Source organism: Variovorax glucosi, from assembly GCF_051216695.1.
Classification (GTDB): Bacteria; Pseudomonadota; Gammaproteobacteria; order Burkholderiales; family Burkholderiaceae_C; genus Variovorax.
Map to the genome: position 1 here is coordinate 977,059 of NZ_JBPJZE010000001.1, position 15,542 is coordinate 992,600.

Annotated in this window: 16 protein-coding genes and 1 tRNA gene; all 17 read right to left on the reverse strand. The window is 60.6% G+C overall.

All coding sequences use genetic code 11. The features are described 5' to 3' along the window. Window positions 1-3: 3 nt before the first annotated feature. The 17 genes from ACSFA3_RS04670 to ACSFA3_RS04750 all read right to left on the reverse strand — a co-directional run bounded on the left by ACSFA3_RS04670 (window position 4) and on the right by ACSFA3_RS04750 (window position 15,541). Window positions 4-1,482: an NADH-quinone oxidoreductase subunit M gene (locus ACSFA3_RS04670; RefSeq protein ID WP_435504224.1), complete on the reverse strand. Its 1,479-nt coding sequence runs from the start codon at window positions 1,480-1,482 to the stop codon at window positions 4-6. 24 nt (window positions 1,483-1,506) lie between these two features. Continuing rightward, window positions 1,507-3,564, reverse strand: a complete 2,058-nt coding sequence (gene nuoL, locus ACSFA3_RS04675; protein ID WP_435504225.1) for an NADH-quinone oxidoreductase subunit L — start codon at window positions 3,562-3,564, stop codon at window positions 1,507-1,509. An 11-nt stretch (window positions 3,565-3,575) separates the two neighbouring features. Further along, entirely contained in the window at window positions 3,576-3,884 is a 309-nt protein-coding gene (gene nuoK, locus ACSFA3_RS04680; RefSeq protein WP_435504226.1) for an NADH-quinone oxidoreductase subunit NuoK, read from the reverse strand. After that, window positions 3,881-4,534 carry an NADH-quinone oxidoreductase subunit J gene (locus tag ACSFA3_RS04685; protein WP_435504227.1) on the reverse strand — a complete coding sequence of 218 codons (654 nt, stop codon included), beginning with the start codon at window positions 4,532-4,534 and terminating at the stop codon, window positions 3,881-3,883. Before ACSFA3_RS04685 ends, nuoK begins: the two co-directional genes overlap by 4 nt. 28 nt (window positions 4,535-4,562) lie before the next feature. Next, window positions 4,563-5,078, reverse strand: coding sequence for an NADH-quinone oxidoreductase subunit NuoI (nuoI, locus tag ACSFA3_RS04690; protein ID WP_435504228.1), 516 nt, complete (start codon window positions 5,076-5,078; stop codon window positions 4,563-4,565). Window positions 5,079-5,093: 15 nt separating this feature from the next. Next, complete coding sequence (nuoH, locus tag ACSFA3_RS04695) at window positions 5,094-6,170, reverse strand: NADH-quinone oxidoreductase subunit NuoH (RefSeq protein ID WP_435504229.1); 1,077 nt, start codon at window positions 6,168-6,170, stop codon at window positions 5,094-5,096. Beyond that, window positions 6,167-8,362 carry an NADH-quinone oxidoreductase subunit NuoG gene (nuoG, locus tag ACSFA3_RS04700; protein WP_435504230.1) on the reverse strand — a complete coding sequence of 732 codons (2,196 nt, stop codon included), beginning with the start codon at window positions 8,360-8,362 and terminating at the stop codon, window positions 6,167-6,169. The genes nuoH and nuoG overlap by 4 nt, the downstream gene beginning before the upstream one ends. A gap of 19 nt (window positions 8,363-8,381) precedes the next feature. Continuing rightward, window positions 8,382-9,722 (reverse strand): NADH-quinone oxidoreductase subunit NuoF, encoded by a 1,341-nt coding sequence (gene nuoF, locus ACSFA3_RS04705; protein ID WP_435504231.1) that lies wholly within the window; start codon window positions 9,720-9,722, stop codon window positions 8,382-8,384. Next, the gene (locus ACSFA3_RS04710; protein ID WP_435504956.1) at window positions 9,722-10,243 is read right to left on the reverse strand and encodes an NADH-quinone oxidoreductase subunit NuoE family protein; all 522 of its coding nucleotides are present in this window, start codon (window positions 10,241-10,243) and stop codon (window positions 9,722-9,724) included. The genes nuoF and ACSFA3_RS04710 overlap by 1 nt, the downstream gene beginning before the upstream one ends. 23 nt (window positions 10,244-10,266) lie before the next feature. Beyond that, a complete protein-coding gene (locus ACSFA3_RS04715; protein ID WP_435504232.1) occupies window positions 10,267-11,520 on the reverse strand; it encodes an NADH-quinone oxidoreductase subunit D in 1,254 nt (417 codons plus the stop codon). 49 nt (window positions 11,521-11,569) lie between these two features. Next, window positions 11,570-12,178: an NADH-quinone oxidoreductase subunit C gene (locus ACSFA3_RS04720; protein ID WP_435504233.1), complete on the reverse strand. Its 609-nt coding sequence runs from the start codon at window positions 12,176-12,178 to the stop codon at window positions 11,570-11,572. 16 nt (window positions 12,179-12,194) lie between these two features. Next, window positions 12,195-12,677, reverse strand: coding sequence for a NuoB/complex I 20 kDa subunit family protein (locus tag ACSFA3_RS04725; protein ID WP_140839331.1), 483 nt, complete (start codon window positions 12,675-12,677; stop codon window positions 12,195-12,197). A gap of 26 nt (window positions 12,678-12,703) precedes the next feature. Beyond that, on the reverse strand, window positions 12,704-13,063 hold the full coding sequence (locus tag ACSFA3_RS04730) for an NADH-quinone oxidoreductase subunit A (RefSeq protein ID WP_435504234.1): 360 nt from the start codon (window positions 13,061-13,063) through the stop codon (window positions 12,704-12,706). 68 nt (window positions 13,064-13,131) lie between these two features. After that, window positions 13,132-13,216 (reverse strand) — tRNA-Leu (locus ACSFA3_RS04735). 116 nt (window positions 13,217-13,332) lie between these two features. Next, on the reverse strand, window positions 13,333-13,728 hold the full coding sequence (gene secG / locus ACSFA3_RS04740) for a preprotein translocase subunit SecG (RefSeq protein WP_435504235.1): 396 nt from the start codon (window positions 13,726-13,728) through the stop codon (window positions 13,333-13,335). Window positions 13,729-13,761: 33 nt separating this feature from the next. Further along, entirely contained in the window at window positions 13,762-14,514 is a 753-nt protein-coding gene (gene tpiA, locus ACSFA3_RS04745) for a triose-phosphate isomerase (RefSeq protein WP_435504236.1), read from the reverse strand. A 16-nt stretch (window positions 14,515-14,530) separates the two neighbouring features. After that, window positions 14,531-15,541: an NAD(P)H-quinone oxidoreductase gene (locus ACSFA3_RS04750; RefSeq protein ID WP_435504237.1), complete on the reverse strand. Its 1,011-nt coding sequence runs from the start codon at window positions 15,539-15,541 to the stop codon at window positions 14,531-14,533. Window position 15,542: the final 1 nt, after the last annotated feature.

The window sequence follows — 15,542 nt, forward strand, 5'->3', positions numbered from 1 at the left end:
GGGTCAGCCTGGGATCTTCGACATCGCCACATGGCGAAGCAGGTCGCTCACGGACGCATCCATCACATCGGTGAAGGGCTTCGGATAGACGCCCATCCACAGCACGGCGATCGCGAGGATTGCCATGATCAGGAATTCGCGACCGTTGAGGTCCTTCAGTTCCTTGACGTGGTCGTTACCGACCGGGCCCAGGTACACGCGCTTGTACATCCAAAGCGTGTAGGAAGCACCGAAGATCAGCGCGCTGGCGGCACCCAGGCCGACCCAAAAGTTCGCCTTAACCGCACCCAGAATCACCATCCATTCACCGACGAATCCAGCCGTACCCGGCAGGCCGCAATTGGCCATCGCGAACAGCAATGCGAATGCCGCGAACTTGGGCATCGTGTTGACCACGCCGCCGTAGTCCGCGATCTGACGGGAATGCATGCGGTCGTAAAGCACGCCGATGCCCAGGAACATCGCAGCAGACACGAAGCCGTGCGCCACCATCTGAACGATGCCGCCCGAAACGCCGAGGTCGTTGAAGATGAAGAAGCCGAGCGTCACGAAGCCCATGTGCGCGACAGACGAATAAGCGACGAGCTTCTTCATGTCCTTCTGCACCAGCGCGACGAGGCCGACATAGATGACGGCGATCAGCGACAGCGCGATCATCAGCCAGGCCCATTCGCGCGATGCGTCGGGCGCGATCGGCATCGAAAAACGCAGGAAGCCGTAAGCGCCGAGCTTCAACATGATCGCGGCCAGCACGGCCGAGCCGCCGGTTGGCGCCTCGACGTGCACGTCGGGCAGCCAGGTGTGGAACGGCCACATCGGCACCTTGACGGCGAATGCCGAGAAGAACGCGAAGAACAGGAACGTCTGCGCACTCGCCGCGAGCGGCAGCTTGTGCCAGGCCGCGATGTCGAAGCTGCCACCCGACTTGTTGTAGAGGTAGATCAGCGCGACGAGCATCAGCAGCGAGCCGAGCAGCGTGTAGAGGAAGAACTTGAACGCGGCGTAGATCTTGTTCGAGCCGCCCCAGATACCGATGATCAGGTACATCGGAATCAGCGTGGCTTCGAAGAACACGTAGAACAGCAGGCCGTCGAGCGCAGCGAACACGCCGATCATCAGCCCCGACAGGATCAGGAATGCGCCCATGTACTGGTTCACGCGCTCCGTGATCACCTGCCATGCCGAGATCACGACGATGACGGTGATGAAGGCCGTCAGCAACACCATCCACAATGACAGTCCGTCGACGCCCACGTGATAGTTGATGTTGAAACGCTGGATCCAGCTGTGTTTCTCGACGAACTGCATCGCAGACGTACCGAGCTGGAATCGTGTGTAAAGCGGAATCGTGACGAGGAAACCGACGATGGAACCCGCCAGTGCGACCCAGCGCGTGACGTTCGCACGGTCATCCCGACCGAAAGCCAACAGCAGGCCGCCGACCACGATCGGAACCCAGATGGCGAGGCTCAACAAACCCATTTTTATTCTTCTCCAGCGAAACGCTTATTTGTTGAACCAGACGAAATACGTCATGAGCACGAAGATGCCCAACAGCATCGCCATCGCATAGTGGTAGATGAAGCCGGATTGCGCCCGACGCACCAACCCGGCGATACGGCCGATCGTTCTCCATGAACCGTTCACGATGGCGCCGTCGATCACGGCCTGGTCGCCTCCCTTCCAGAAAGCGGTGCCGAGTGCACGCGCACCGCGTGCAACGATGTTCTCGTTGATCCAGTCGAGGTAGTACTTGTTCTCGAGCAAGCGATAGACGGGACTGAAACCGCGCTTGATCGCAGCCGGCAGTGCCGGGTTGATCACGTACATGTAATAAGACAGCGCGACACCGGCGACTGCCAGCCAAAACGGCGCGGTGCTCAGGCCATGGATCGCCATCGCGACCGGACCGTGGAACGCTTCGGCCATCTCGCGCATCGCAGGATGCTTGTCGAGATTGAACGAGATCGCATCCTTGAGGAAATCCCCATACAGCATCGCGTCGATGGTGAAGAAACCGATGATCACAGACGGGATCGCGAGCAACACGAGCGGCAGCCAGACGACCAGCGGAGACTCGTGCGGCTTGTGAGCATGGCTGTCATGACCGTGCGAACCGTGGGCGTCATGAGCATCGTGCGCATCATGGCCGTGGTCATCGTGATGCGCATCGGGATTCTGGTCGTAGCGTTCCTTCCCGTGGAACACCAGGAAGTACATGCGGAACGAATAGAACGCGGTCACGAAAACACCGGCCAGCACTGCGAAATAGGCAAAACCGGAGCCCCACAGATGGCTCTCGTGCACTGCTTCGATGATGCTGTCCTTCGAGTAGAAACCCGAGAAGAACGGCGTGCCGATCAGCGCCAGCGAACCCAGCAGCGACGTGATCCACGTGATCGGCATGTACTTGCGCACGCCGCCCATCCAGCGGATGTCCTGGTTGTGATGCATGCCGATGATCACCGAGCCGGCACCGAGGAACAGCAACGCCTTGAAGAATGCGTGCGTCATCAGATGGAACACGGCGACCGAATAGGCCGAAGCGCCGAGCGCGACCGTCATGTAGCCAAGCTGCGACAGCGTTGAATACGCGACCACGCGCTTGATGTCGTTCTGGATGATGCCCAGGAAGCCCATGAACAGCGCCGTGATCGCACCGATCACCATGATGAACGACAGTGCGGTATCCGACAGCTCGAACAGTGGCGACATGCGAGCCACCATGAAGATGCCGGCGGTCACCATCGTCGCTGCGTGGATCAGCGCCGAGATAGGGGTCGGGCCTTCCATCGAATCCGGCAGCCAGACGTGCAGCGGGAACTGCGCGCTCTTGCCCATCGCGCCGATGAACAGGCAGATACAGATCACCGTCACCAGCATCCATTCGGTGCCCGGGAACGTGATGCCGGCCAGCGTGTTTGCCTTCGCGAATGCTTCGCCGTAGTTCAGCGTGCCGGCATACGCCGCGATCAGGCCAATGCCGAGGATGAATCCGAAGTCACCCACGCGGTTCACCAGGAACGCCTTCATGTTCGCGAAGATCGCGGTCGGCTTGTTGTACCAGAAGCCGATCAGCAGATAGGACACCAGGCCCACCGCTTCCCAGCCGAAGAACAGCTGGAGCATGTTGTTGCTCATGACGAGCATCAGCATCGAGAACGTAAACAGCGAGATGTACGCGAAGAAACGGTTGTAGCCCTCGTCTTCTTCCATGTAGCCGATGGTGTAGATGTGGACCATCAGCGACACGAAGGTCACGACGCACATCATCATGGCGGTCAGGCCGTCGACCAGGAAGCCAACTTCCATCTTCAGGCCGCCGACGACCATCCATTCGTACAGCGTCGCATTGAATCGCGCGCCGTCGACGACAACGCTCTTCAGCGTCATCGCCGAGATGATGAAGGCGACCAGCACGCCGAGGATGGTCAGCGAATGCGTGACCTTGCGGCCGAGGTGATCGCCGCCGAACTTGGTGCCGAACAGGCCGGCCAGCGTGGCGCCGACCAGGGGTGCCAGCGGTACGGCCAGCAGCATCGATGCAGAGAGGGTTGCGCTCATGGCTTGACTCGTTATCCCTTGAGCGAATTCAGTTGGTCGACGTTGATGTTCGACTTGTTGCGGAACAGCAGCACCAGCAAAGCCAGGCCGATGGCCGATTCGGCCGCAGCCACCGTCAGGATGAAGAACACGAAGATCTGTCCGTGCATGTCACCCAGATAGTGGGAGAACGCGACGAAGTTCATGTTGACCGCGAGAAGCATCAGCTCGACGCACATCAGCAGGACGATCAGGTTCTTGCGGTTCAGAAAAATGCCGATCACCGACATCGCGAACAGGATCGCGCCCAGCGTCAGGTAGTGGGAGAGTGTCAACGTCATGGCTTCTTCTCCGCAGGAACTTCAACTGATGCTGCGGGTGGTGCAGGTGGCGCCGCCCGTGTCGCATCGACCTTCACCACACTGAGGCGATCGCGCGCCTTGACGTGAATCTGCGTGCTGACGTCGACGAACTTGGTGTCCTTGCGCTGGCGCAGCGTCAGTGCGATGGCTGCGATCATGGCAACCACCAGGATCACGGCAGCGATCTGCACCGGATACAGATACTCGGTGTAGAGCAGGATGCCGAGCGCCTTGGTGTTCGACAGCTGCGCGATGTCGCCCGGCATGGGCGTGACCGGGACGCTGCGGAAGCCGCCCATCAGCACATAGGCCATTTCGAGGGCGATGACCACACCGACCAGCGCCGCGAGCGGAAAGTGCTTCCAAAAACCCTGTCGCAGACTGTCTACGTTCAAGTCGAGCATCATCACTACGAACAGAAACAGCACCATCACGGCACCGAGATAGACGAGAACCAGCACGATGGCCAGGAACTCGGCCTGCAATAGCAACCAGACTGCGGAAGCCTGCGAAAACGCAAGCATGAGGTAAAGCACGGCGTGCACGGGATTGCGCGCGGTGACGACTCGGAATGCCGCAAAAAGCAGCACGAGCGAGAACACGTAGAAGAAGCCTGTCTTGACGTCCATGGATCTTTTCTTTTGAGGGCGTCTGCCGTTAACGGTATTTCGCGTCGGCAGCCTTGGCGGCTGCGATCTCGGGTTCGTAGCGGTCGCCGACGGCAAGCAACATGTCCTTGGTGAAGTACAGATCGCCGCGTTTTTCGCCGTGGTACTCGAGGATGTGCGTTTCGACGATCGAATCGACCGGGCAGCTCTCTTCGCAGAAGCCGCAAAAGATGCATTTCGTCAGATCGATGTCGTAGCGCGTGGTACGGCGTGAGCCGTCTTCGCGCACGTCGGACTCGATCGTGATCGCCACCGCAGGACACACGGCTTCGCAAAGCTTGCAGGCAATGCAGCGCTCTTCGCCATTTTCATAGCGACGCAGCGCATGCAGGCCGCGAAAACGCGGCGACAGCGGTGTCTTCTCTTCTGGAAACTGGACCGTGATCTTGCGTTTGAACGCATAACGTCCGGTCAGGACCATGCCCTTGAACAACTCGGTGAGCATGAAGCTCTTGAGGAAGTCCTTGACCGAAAACGAGGATGGGGAGGCAACAACAGCCGACATCTTGTATAGCTCCGCTTATTTCCAGATGTTCCAGGGCGTCTGCATCCAGCCCCCGACCACCAGCAGCCACACCAGGGTGACCGGAATGAAGATCTTCCAGCCCAGACGCATGATCTGGTCGTAGCGGAAGCGCGGGAAAGTACCGCGAATCCAGATGAACAGCGAGACCACGAAGAAGGTCTTGGCGCCCAGCCAGATCCAGCCCGGAATGAAGTCGAGGAAGCCGATCGGCGACAGCCATCCGCCGAGAAACATCAGCGCCGCGAGGATCGAGACGAGCCACATGCTGGCGTACTCGGCCAGGAAGAAGATCGCAAAGCCCATGCCCGAGTACTCGACCATGTGACCGGCCACGATTTCGGCTTCGCCTTCGACCACGTCGAACGGATGGCGGTTGGTTTCGGCCACGCCGGAGATCACGTAGACCACGAAAATCGGCAGCAGCGGCAACCAGTTCCACGACAGGAAACCCAGACCCAGGTCGGCGCCCATCCCCTTGCCTTGCACCGCGACGATGTCACCGAGGTTCAGACTGCCCGACACCATGATCACCACGACCAGGCAGAAGCCCATTGCGATTTCGTAGCTCACCATCTGAGCCGATGCGCGCAAGGCACCTAGAAAGGCGTACTTCGAATTCGATGCCCAGCCGGCAATGATCACGCCGTAGACCTCGATCGAGGTGATTGCCATGATCAGCAGCAGACCGGCATTGACATTGGCCAGAACCGCTTCCGGTCCGAACGGAATCGCTACCCACGCAGCAAGCGCCGGCATGATGGCCATGATCGGGCCGAGGCGAAACAGACCGGGGCTGGCAGCCGACGGGCTGATCATTTCCTTGGTCAGCAGCTTGACGGCATCGGCGATCGGCTGCAGCAGACCGAACGGTCCGACACGGTTGGGGCCGTGACGCACCTGGATGAAGCCGAGGAACTTGCGTTCCCACAACGTCAGATAGGCGACGGCGCCAAGCAGCGGAAGCAGCACGCAGATGATCTTGATCAGCGACCAGATCACCGGCCAGCCGCCGACTGTCCACCAGTTGGCCGCAATCAGACCGCGGCCGAAACCGTAGATGGAATCGATCATGCGGTCACCTCGACTTGCGCGATCTGCTGACCCAGCGGAACACCGAACGCTGCATGCGAACTGCCGCGTGCATCGGCCGTCAGTTGCAGCGACGGCGCACGGCGGGTGAGTCCGTCCAGCTCATAGATTCGCGCGACGACCGGCGTCGCGACTGGATCCGCTGTTGCTGCGAGATCGATGGCAACCGTGGAAGCGTTGTTCAGACGATCCGCGGGTACGTGAGTTGCACTCTTGTCGACCGCACCGCGAACGTGCGCCAGCACATCCTGGGACGATTCGAAATCGAAGCCCTGCAGACCGAGAAGATTGGCCAGCACGCGAATCACCTTCCAGGCCGGACGCGCTTCACCGCGCGGCTTCACCACCGCGTGGAAACTCTGGACGCGCCCTTCTGCATTCACGAACGTACCGGGCGTCTCCGAAAACGGCGCGATCGGCAGCAGCACATCGCTGAAGGCGAGATTGGCCTTGAACGGGCTCAATGTCACGACCATCTGTGCGTGCTCCAGTCCTGCGGACGCCTTCGCGCCGGCAGCCGAGTCGAACTCTGGCTCGTTGTTCAGCAGCAGAACCGCCTTCAAGCCACCGGACAACATCTGTGCTGCATTGAGTCCGCCAGCACCCGGCACGGCATCAGCCCACTGCGCGCCGACGGTATTCGCTGCCTCGGTCAGATAACCGACGCTGGCACCCGTTTGCGCACCGATCCATTGAGCGATCGCCAGCAATTGCGAAGCCTGCGCATGGTGAGCGGCCGCGTTGCCCAGCAGGATCGCCTTGCGCTCGCCGCCGATCAGCGACTTCGCGAAAGCCTTGGCATCGTCGCTTGCATTGCCCTTGGCCGGCGCATCGACGCCCTTCTCCGCACCGATGGCTGTGGCCACGTCCGCAAGCGCTTGCGCCCAGCCGCCAGCGGCGACGGTCGTCACGCTTGCGAGCGGCATTGCCCACGCTTCGGGCGATGCCAGTTCGGCTTCGGATGCGATCACGCTGACCGCCGCACCCTTGCGTGCGGCCTGACGGATGCGCTGCGCGAACAGCGGATGGTCCTTGCGCAGGTTCGATCCGACAACCAGTACGCGCTGTAGATTCGAAAGCGACGCGATGGAAGTTCCGAGCCAGCGGATGCCGCTGCTCGTCGTGAAATCGGCATTTCGCAGGCGGTAGTCGATGTTTTCGCTGCCGAGGCCACGAACCAGAGCGCCCGCCAACGTGAGTTCTTCAAGCGTGCTGTGCGGGCTGACCAGTGCGCCGATGGCAGAAGCGCCATGGTCGGTCTTGATCTGGCGCAGGCCGTTGGCCACGTATTCGAGCGCCGTCTGCCAGTCGACGGACTGCCATTGACCGCCCTGCTTCAGCATCGGCTGGGTCAGGCGCTCGTCGCCGTTGAGCGATTCATAGGAGAAGCGATCGCGATCGGCGATCCAGCATTCGTTGACGTCTTCGTTCTCGAGCGGAACGACGCGCATCACCTGGTTGTTCTTGACCTGGACGATCAGGTTGGCACCGGTCGAATCGTGCGGGCTCACCGACTTGCGGCGCGACAGCTCCCAAGTGCGGGCGCTGTAGCGAAACGGCTTGCTGGTGAGCGCACCGACCGGGCAGATGTCGATCATGTTGCCCGACAGTTCGGAGTCGACGGTCTCGCCCACCACGGTCGTAATCTCGGAATGCTCGCCACGATGGATCATACCGAGCTCCATCACGCCAGCCACTTCCTGGCCGAAGCGGACGCAGCGCGTGCAATGGATGCAGCGGCTCATTTCTTCCATGCTGATCAGCGGGCCGACATCCTTGTGGAACACGACACGCTTCTCTTCTTCGTAACGCGAAGAAGAGCCGCCATATCCGACAGCGATATCCTGAAGCTGGCATTCGCCACCCTGGTCGCAGATCGGGCAGTCGAGCGGATGATTGATGAGCAGGAACTCCATCACCGACTGCTGCGCCTTGATCGCTTTTTCGCTCTTGGTGCGAACGACCATCCCCTGCGTCACCGGCGTCGCGCAGGCCGGCATCGGCTTCGGCGCCTTTTCCACGTCGACAAGACACATCCGGCAGTTCGCCGCGATGCTCAATTTCTTGTGATAACAGAAGTGCGGGATGTATGTCCCCGCCTTCTCGGCCGCATGCATGATCATGCTGCCTTCGATGATGTCGACCTTCTTGCCGTCGAGTTCGATTTCAACCATATGTGTTTTCCAGCAGCGCTCAGGCCTTGGCGGGCGCTTGGGGCGCATGGCCCGGTATCAGCGCTTCGAACTCGTGACGGAAATGCTTGATCATGGCGCGCACCGGCATCGCCGCAGCGTCGCCGAGCGCACAGATCGTGCGGCCCTGGATGTTGTCTGCAACGGAATTGAGCAGGTCCATGTCGGTCGCCTTGCCTTGTCCGCCATGAATGCGGTCGACCACGCGCCACAGCCAGCCCGTGCCTTCACGGCAAGGCGTGCACTGACCGCACGACTCGTGCATGTAGAAGTAGGAAAGACGCTTGAGCGATTCGACCATCGAGCGACTGTCGTCCATCACGATGACGGCGCCGGAACCCAGCATCGAGCCGGCCTTGGCGATGGAATCGTAGTCCATCGTGCAGTCCATGATGACCTTGGCGGGAAGCACCGGCGAAGACGATCCACCCGGGATCACTGCCTTGAGCTGACGGCCCTTGCGCACACCGCCGGCGAGTTCGAGCAGCTTGCTGAAGGGCGTGCCCATCGGCACTTCGTAGTTGCCCGGCAGTTCGACGTCGCCGCTGACCGAATAGATCTTCGTGCCGCCGTTGTTCGGCTTGCCGCATTCGAGGTATGCCGGACCGCCGTTGCGGATGATCCAGGGCACCGCAGCGAAAGTCTCGGTGTTGTTGATCGTCGTGGGCTTGCCGTACAGGCCGAAGCTTGCAGGGAACGGTGGCTTGAAGCGCGGCTGTCCCTTCTTGCCTTCGAGCGATTCGAGCAGCGCAGTTTCTTCGCCGCAGATGTATGCACCGAAGCCGTGGGCCGCATGCAGCTGGAAGTTGTATGCGCTGCCCATGATGGCATCGCCCAGATAACCGGCCGCGCGCGCTTCCTCCAGAGCTTCCTCGAAGCGGTCGTAGGACGTGAATATCTCGCCGTGGATGTAGTTGTAGCCCACGCTGATGCCCATCGCGTAGGCAGCGATGGCCATGCCTTCGATCACGATGTGCGGGTTGAATTGCAGGATGTCGCGATCCTTGCAGGTTCCAGGCTCCCCTTCGTCGGAATTGCAGACGAGGTACTTCTGGCCCGGGAACTGGCGGGGCATGAAGCTCCACTTCAGACCCGTCGGAAAACCCGCGCCGCCGCGACCGCGAAGGCCCGACGCCTTCACTTCGGCGATCACCTGATCGGGCGTCAAGCCTTCGGTCAGAATCTTGCGCAGCGCCTGATAACCACCACGTGCTTCATAGTCGGCCAGACGCCAGTTGGTGCCGTCAAGTCCGGCGTAGATCTGCGCACCGATGTGCCGATCGTGGAAGCAGGTCTGGACACCGGTCGCCTGGAATTGCGAGAGGACTTGTTCGGGAGACATCAATTTGCTCCTTGCACCGAACCGCTCACCGACGCGCGCAGGCCGTCGACGAGCTGGTCGAGCTTTTCGTTGCTCATGAAACTGCACATCGTGCGGTCGTTCACCAGCATCACCGGCGAATCGGCACACGCACCGAGGCATTCGCTCTGCTGCAGCGTGAACATGCCATCGGCGGTTGTGCCGCCCATCTGGATGCCCAGCTTCTTCTCGAGATGCACCAGCGCAGTCACGCCATCACGCAACTGGCAAGGCAGGTTCGTACAGACGTTCAGCTTGAAGCGCCCTGTCGGATGCTGGTTGTACATGTTGTAGAAGGTCGTGACTTCGTGCACGGCGATCTGCGGCATGCCCAGATAGTCGGCAATGACCTTCTCGTGGTCGAGACTGACGTAGCCATGCGCCTGCTGGACGATTGCCAGACAGGCCATCACGGCGGACTGCGCCTGCTCGGCCGGATATTTGGAGACTTCGCGTGCAAAGCGGTCCATGGTGGACTGGCTCAGCGCCACGGAAGCCAGCATTTCGTTCACCGTGTGGGTCGTACTCATCGGTCGATCTCTCCGAAAACGATGTCCAGGGTACCGATCACGGCAACGGTGTCCGCGATCATGTGTCCGCGCGTCAGCTCGTCGAGCGCAGCGAGATGTGCGAATCCGGGCGCGCGGATCTTCAGTCGATAAGGCTTGTTGGCACCATCGCTGACCAGATAGATGCCGAATTCGCCCTTCGGATGCTCCACAGCTGCGTAGGCCTCGCCTTCCGGCACGTGGAAGCCTTCGGTGAACAGCTTGAAGTGGTGGATCAGCTCTTCCATGTTGCCCTTCATGGACTCACGGGCAGGCGCGGCGATCTTGTGGTTGTCGGTAATCACGGGACCCGGATTCACGCGCAGCCAGTCGACGCACTGCTTGATGATTCGATTCGACTGAACCATCTCTTCCATGCGCACCAGGTAGCGGTCATAACAATCACCGGTCTTGCCGAGCGGGATGTCGAAATCCATCTTGTCGTACACGTCGTACGGCTGCTTCTTGCGCAGATCCCAGGCAATGCCCGAACCACGCAGCATCGGACCGGTGAGGCCGAGATTCAGCGCGCGCTCCGGCGTCATGACGCCGATGCCGACCGTGCGCTGCTTCCAGATGCGGTTGTCGGTGAGCAACGTGTGGTATTCCTCCATGTGCTTCACGAAACGCTTCGTGAAGTCATCGATGAAATCCAGCACCGAACCCTGACGGTTCTCGTTCATCCGCGCCAGCGCCTTGGCGTTCTTGATCTTGCTGACCTTGTACTGCGGCATCGAATCCGGCAGGTCGCGATACACGCCGCCCGGACGGAAATAAGCCGCATGCATGCGCGCACCCGAAACCGCTTCGTAGACGTCGAACAGATCTTCGCGTTCGCGGAACGCATAGATCAGGATCGTCGAGCTTCCGCAGTCGTTGCCGTGCGAACCGAGCCACATCAGATGGTTCAGCAGGCGCGTGATCTCGGCGAACATCACCCGGATATATTGCGCACGAATCGGCACCTCGAGGCCCAGCAGCTTTTCGATAGCCAGGCAGTACGCGTGTTCGTTGCTCATCATCGACACATAGTCGAGACGGTCCATGTACGGCAGCGACTGGATGTATGTCTTGCCCTCGGCCAGCTTCTCGGTCGCGCGGTGGAGCAATCCGATGTGCGGATCGGCGCGCTGTACGACTTCGCCGTCCAGTTCGAGCACGAGGCGCAGCACGCCGTGGGCGGCAGGATGCTGAGGCCCGAAATTGAGCGTGTAGTTCTTGATTTCAGCCATGTCTTTTACTCAGGCGTTCAGGCGAAGTCTGCGACGAACGTGCAACACATCACTTTAGGCCACCGTAGTTTTCTTCGCGGATGATCCGGGGCGTGACTTCGCGCGGCTCGATCGTGACGGGCTGATAGACGACGCGTTTCAGATCCTGGTCGTAGCGCATCTCCACATGTCCGGACAGCGGAAAATCCTTGCGGAAAGGGTGACCGATGAAGCCGTAATCGGTGAGGATGCGGCGCAGGTCTTCGTGACCTTCGAAAACGATGCCATAGAGGTCGAACGCCTCGCGCTCGAACCAGTTGGCCGAACTCCAGAGGTGCATGACCGACGGAAGCACCGGAAAGTCGTCATCGGGGCAGAACGCCTTGACGCGAACACGCTGGTTCAGACTCACCGACAGCAGGTGAGACACGGCGCAATAGCGCGGACCTTCCCACTCGCTGTCGCGATACGCCGAATAGTCGACACCACAGATATCCACAAGCTGCTCGAACTTGCATTCGGGCGCGTCGCGCAGGATCTGCATGGCAGCCAGATAATCAGCCGCCTTCAGCGTCACCGTCACTTCGCCGAGTGCAAGAGAGATGCTCTTGACCTTGTCGCCAAGTGCCAGCGTCAGAGTGTCCTTCAGGACGGCGGGATCGATCGCAAAAACTGTCATGAATGGTCCGTCCCGTTCAGGCGCGAGCAATGGTGTTGGTGCGGCGGACCTTCTGCTGCAGCTGGATGATTCCGTAGATCAGGGCTTCGGCCGTTGGCGGGCAACCCGGCACATACACATCGACCGGCACGATTCGGTCGCAACCGCGCACGACCGAATAGCTGTAGTGGTAGTACCCGCCGCCGTTGGCGCAAGAGCCCATCGACAACACCCAGCGTGGCTCCGCCATCTGGTCATAGACCTTGCGAAGCGCAGGGGCCATCTTGTTGCACAGCGTGCCAGCGACGATCATGAGATCCGACTGTCGCGGGCTGGCGCGGAAGACTTCGGCGCCGAAGCGACCGATGTCGTAGCGCGCGGCGGCGGCATGCATCATCTCGACCGCGCAGCAGGCCAGACCGAAAGTCATGGGCCACAGCGAACCGGTCTTTGCCCAATTCACCACCGAGTCGTAGGACGTGGTGACGAAGCCTTCTTTGAAAACGCCTTCAATGGCCATGGCTGTACCTTGTTGCCGGCTTGCGGCTATTCCCAGTCAAGTGCGCCCTTTTTCCATTCGTAGGCAAAGCCCACGACGAGGATCGCCAGGAAGATTACGACCGCCCAGAAACCGGTTGCACCGACTTCCTTGAGCGCGACGGCCCACGGAAAGAGGAAAGCGATCTCGAGGTCGAAAAGAATGAACAGGATGGCGACAAGGTAATAGCGCACATCGAACTGCATGCGGGCATTTTCGAAAGCTTCGAAGCCGCACTCATAAGGGGAGTTTTTGGCCGCGTCGGGCCGATTCGGGCCAAGAATGTAGCCCAGCACCTGAGGTGCGATACCAACAGCAATACCGACCAGGATGAACAGCAGGACGGGAAGGTAGGAATCGAGGTTCATCAGGGGGTTCTATCACCGCTTGACATCGACGGAAAGCAACTTCGTTGTTGCTCACCGTCGATGAGATTTGGTGCGGTCGGCGAGACTCGAACTCGCACAGCTTTCGCCACTACCCCCTCAAGATAGCGTGTCTACCAATTTCACCACGACCGCGGTTTTTTGCCCGGATGGCATGAGGAACCCGTTAGGGTTTTGGCTTTCCGGTGCAGCTTAAGAGTTTACCCTGAAATACAGCCGTTTCTCTTTGCGACTGCACGGATTCGTACAGATTATTTAGTCGGAATCTGTGCCGCACCGGATGCAGGCACGACCGGTGCCGTCGGCACCGAAGTCGAAGGGATTGCCGCACCGGATGCAGCAGGCGCAGGTGCAGCCACCGGCGCAGTGATTGCAGCACGCTCGAGCAGGCTGTTGCCGCCGGCGGGTTGCGCATGACTGAAGTAAGCCAGCAAGAGCGTCGTCACGAAAAACACCGCCGCCAGCACTGCCGTCGTGCGCGACAGGAAGTTGGCACTTCCGCTCGCACCGAACAGGCTACCGGCGCTGCCGCTACCGAAAGCGGCGCCCATGTCGGCGCCCTTGCCGTGCTGGACGAGGATCAGACCGATCATCGTCAGCGCAGTCAGCATCTGCACGCCGACCAGAATATTGAGAACCACGTTCATTGTCATTAACTCCTAGATGAGACAGCCCGGCGCTCAACGCGCCGCGGCAATGATTTGCAGAAAATCGGGCGCCTTGAGCGAGGCGCCGCCGATGAGGCCGCCGTCAATATCTGCCTGCTGAAGCAATTCGGCTGCATTGGCGGCGTTCATGCTGCCGCCATAGATGATGCGGATACCGGCAGCGTGTTCGCTCGCAGCGTGATGCAGTTGCGCCCGCAGCAGCGCATGCACGGCCTGGGCCTGCGCCGGAGAGGCCGTCTTGCCGGTACCGATGGCCCAGACAGGTTCATACGCGACGACGATCTCGCTGATGCAATGGCCGTTGACATGAATGACCGCAGCCAGCTGGCGCTTCACCACTTCTTCGGTCTGTCCGGATTCACGTTCTGCCAGTGTCTCACCCACGCAAACGATGGGTGTGATGCCGGCCACCAGCGCCGCCGCCGCTTTTGCCGCAACGACTTCGTCCGTTTCGCCATGGTATTGACGACGCTCCGAGTGTCCGACGATCGCAAACCGGATGCCGAAGTCCTTGAGCATCGCGGCCGACTTCTCGCCCGTGAAAGCGCCATGCGTCTGCGCAGACACATCCTGCGAACCGACGGACACCGGCGAATTCGCAGTCAAGGCCTGCACTTGCCACAAGTAAGGCGCTGGCACGCACAGGGCCACGTCGCAACCGGGGTCCCCATCTATGCCTTGCAGCAGAGCTGCGACCAGCGCCTCGTTTGCAGCGAGGCTTCCGTTCATCTTCCAGTTGCCGGCGATCAGTTTCCGCGTCGTCATCTCTGTTTTTTCCAGTTCACCACTTCAGCACGATCTTGCCGATGTGCTGGTTGGATTCCATGAGGGTGTGCGCCTGGGCCGCACCGCTTGGCCCGCCCAGCGCTCCGTTGTCCGCAGCGAAAGTGCTGTGGATCGCATGCTTGACCGCGCCGTTTTCGAGCAGCGGCCATACTTTTTCGCGTAACGCCCTGGCAATGGCGGCCTTGAAAGCCACCGGCCTCGGACGCAATGTCGAACCGGTGACGACCAGGCGTTTCCGCAGCACCATGCCTGCGTTGAAGTCCGCCTTGACGCCGCCCTGAACGCCGATGATCACCAGCCGGCCGTCTTCGGCCATGCATTCGATTTCTCGCGCCACATAGCTGCCGGCCACCATGTCCAGCACCACGTCGACGCCCTTACCGTCGGTGAGGCGCTTGACCTCCGCGACGAAATCGGCCGTCTTGTAGTTGATCGCATGGTCGGCGCCGAAAGCAACGCAGGCCGCGCACTTTTCATCGCTCCCTGCCGTGACGATCACGGTAGCGCCCATCGCCTTGGCGATCTGGATGGCCGTGACGCCGATGCCGCTGGAACCACCCTGCACCAACAGCGTTTCGCCCTTTTGCAGACGTCCGCGCTCGAACACGTTGCTCCACACCGTGAAGAACGTCTCCGGCAACGTGGCCGCTTCGACATCGCTCCAGCCCTTCGGAACCGGCAGACACTGGGCTACCGGCGCAACGCACAGCGATGCATAACCGCCGCCTGCAACCAGTGCACACACGTGGTCGCCGACCGCGAAGCCTGCCTCTGCCATGGCTTGCGCGTCACCCGAAACGATCACGCCGGCCACTTCAAGACCCGGCAGGTCCGATGCGCCCGCCGGTACAGGATAGTTGCCGGTTCGCTGCAGCACGTCGGGCCGGTTGACGCCGCTGGCTGCAACCCGAATCAGCAATTCGCCGGCGCCCGAGACAGGGTCCGGACGATCGACCAGACGCAGCACCTCCGGGGCGCCGAACGATTCGATCTCAATGGCTTTCATG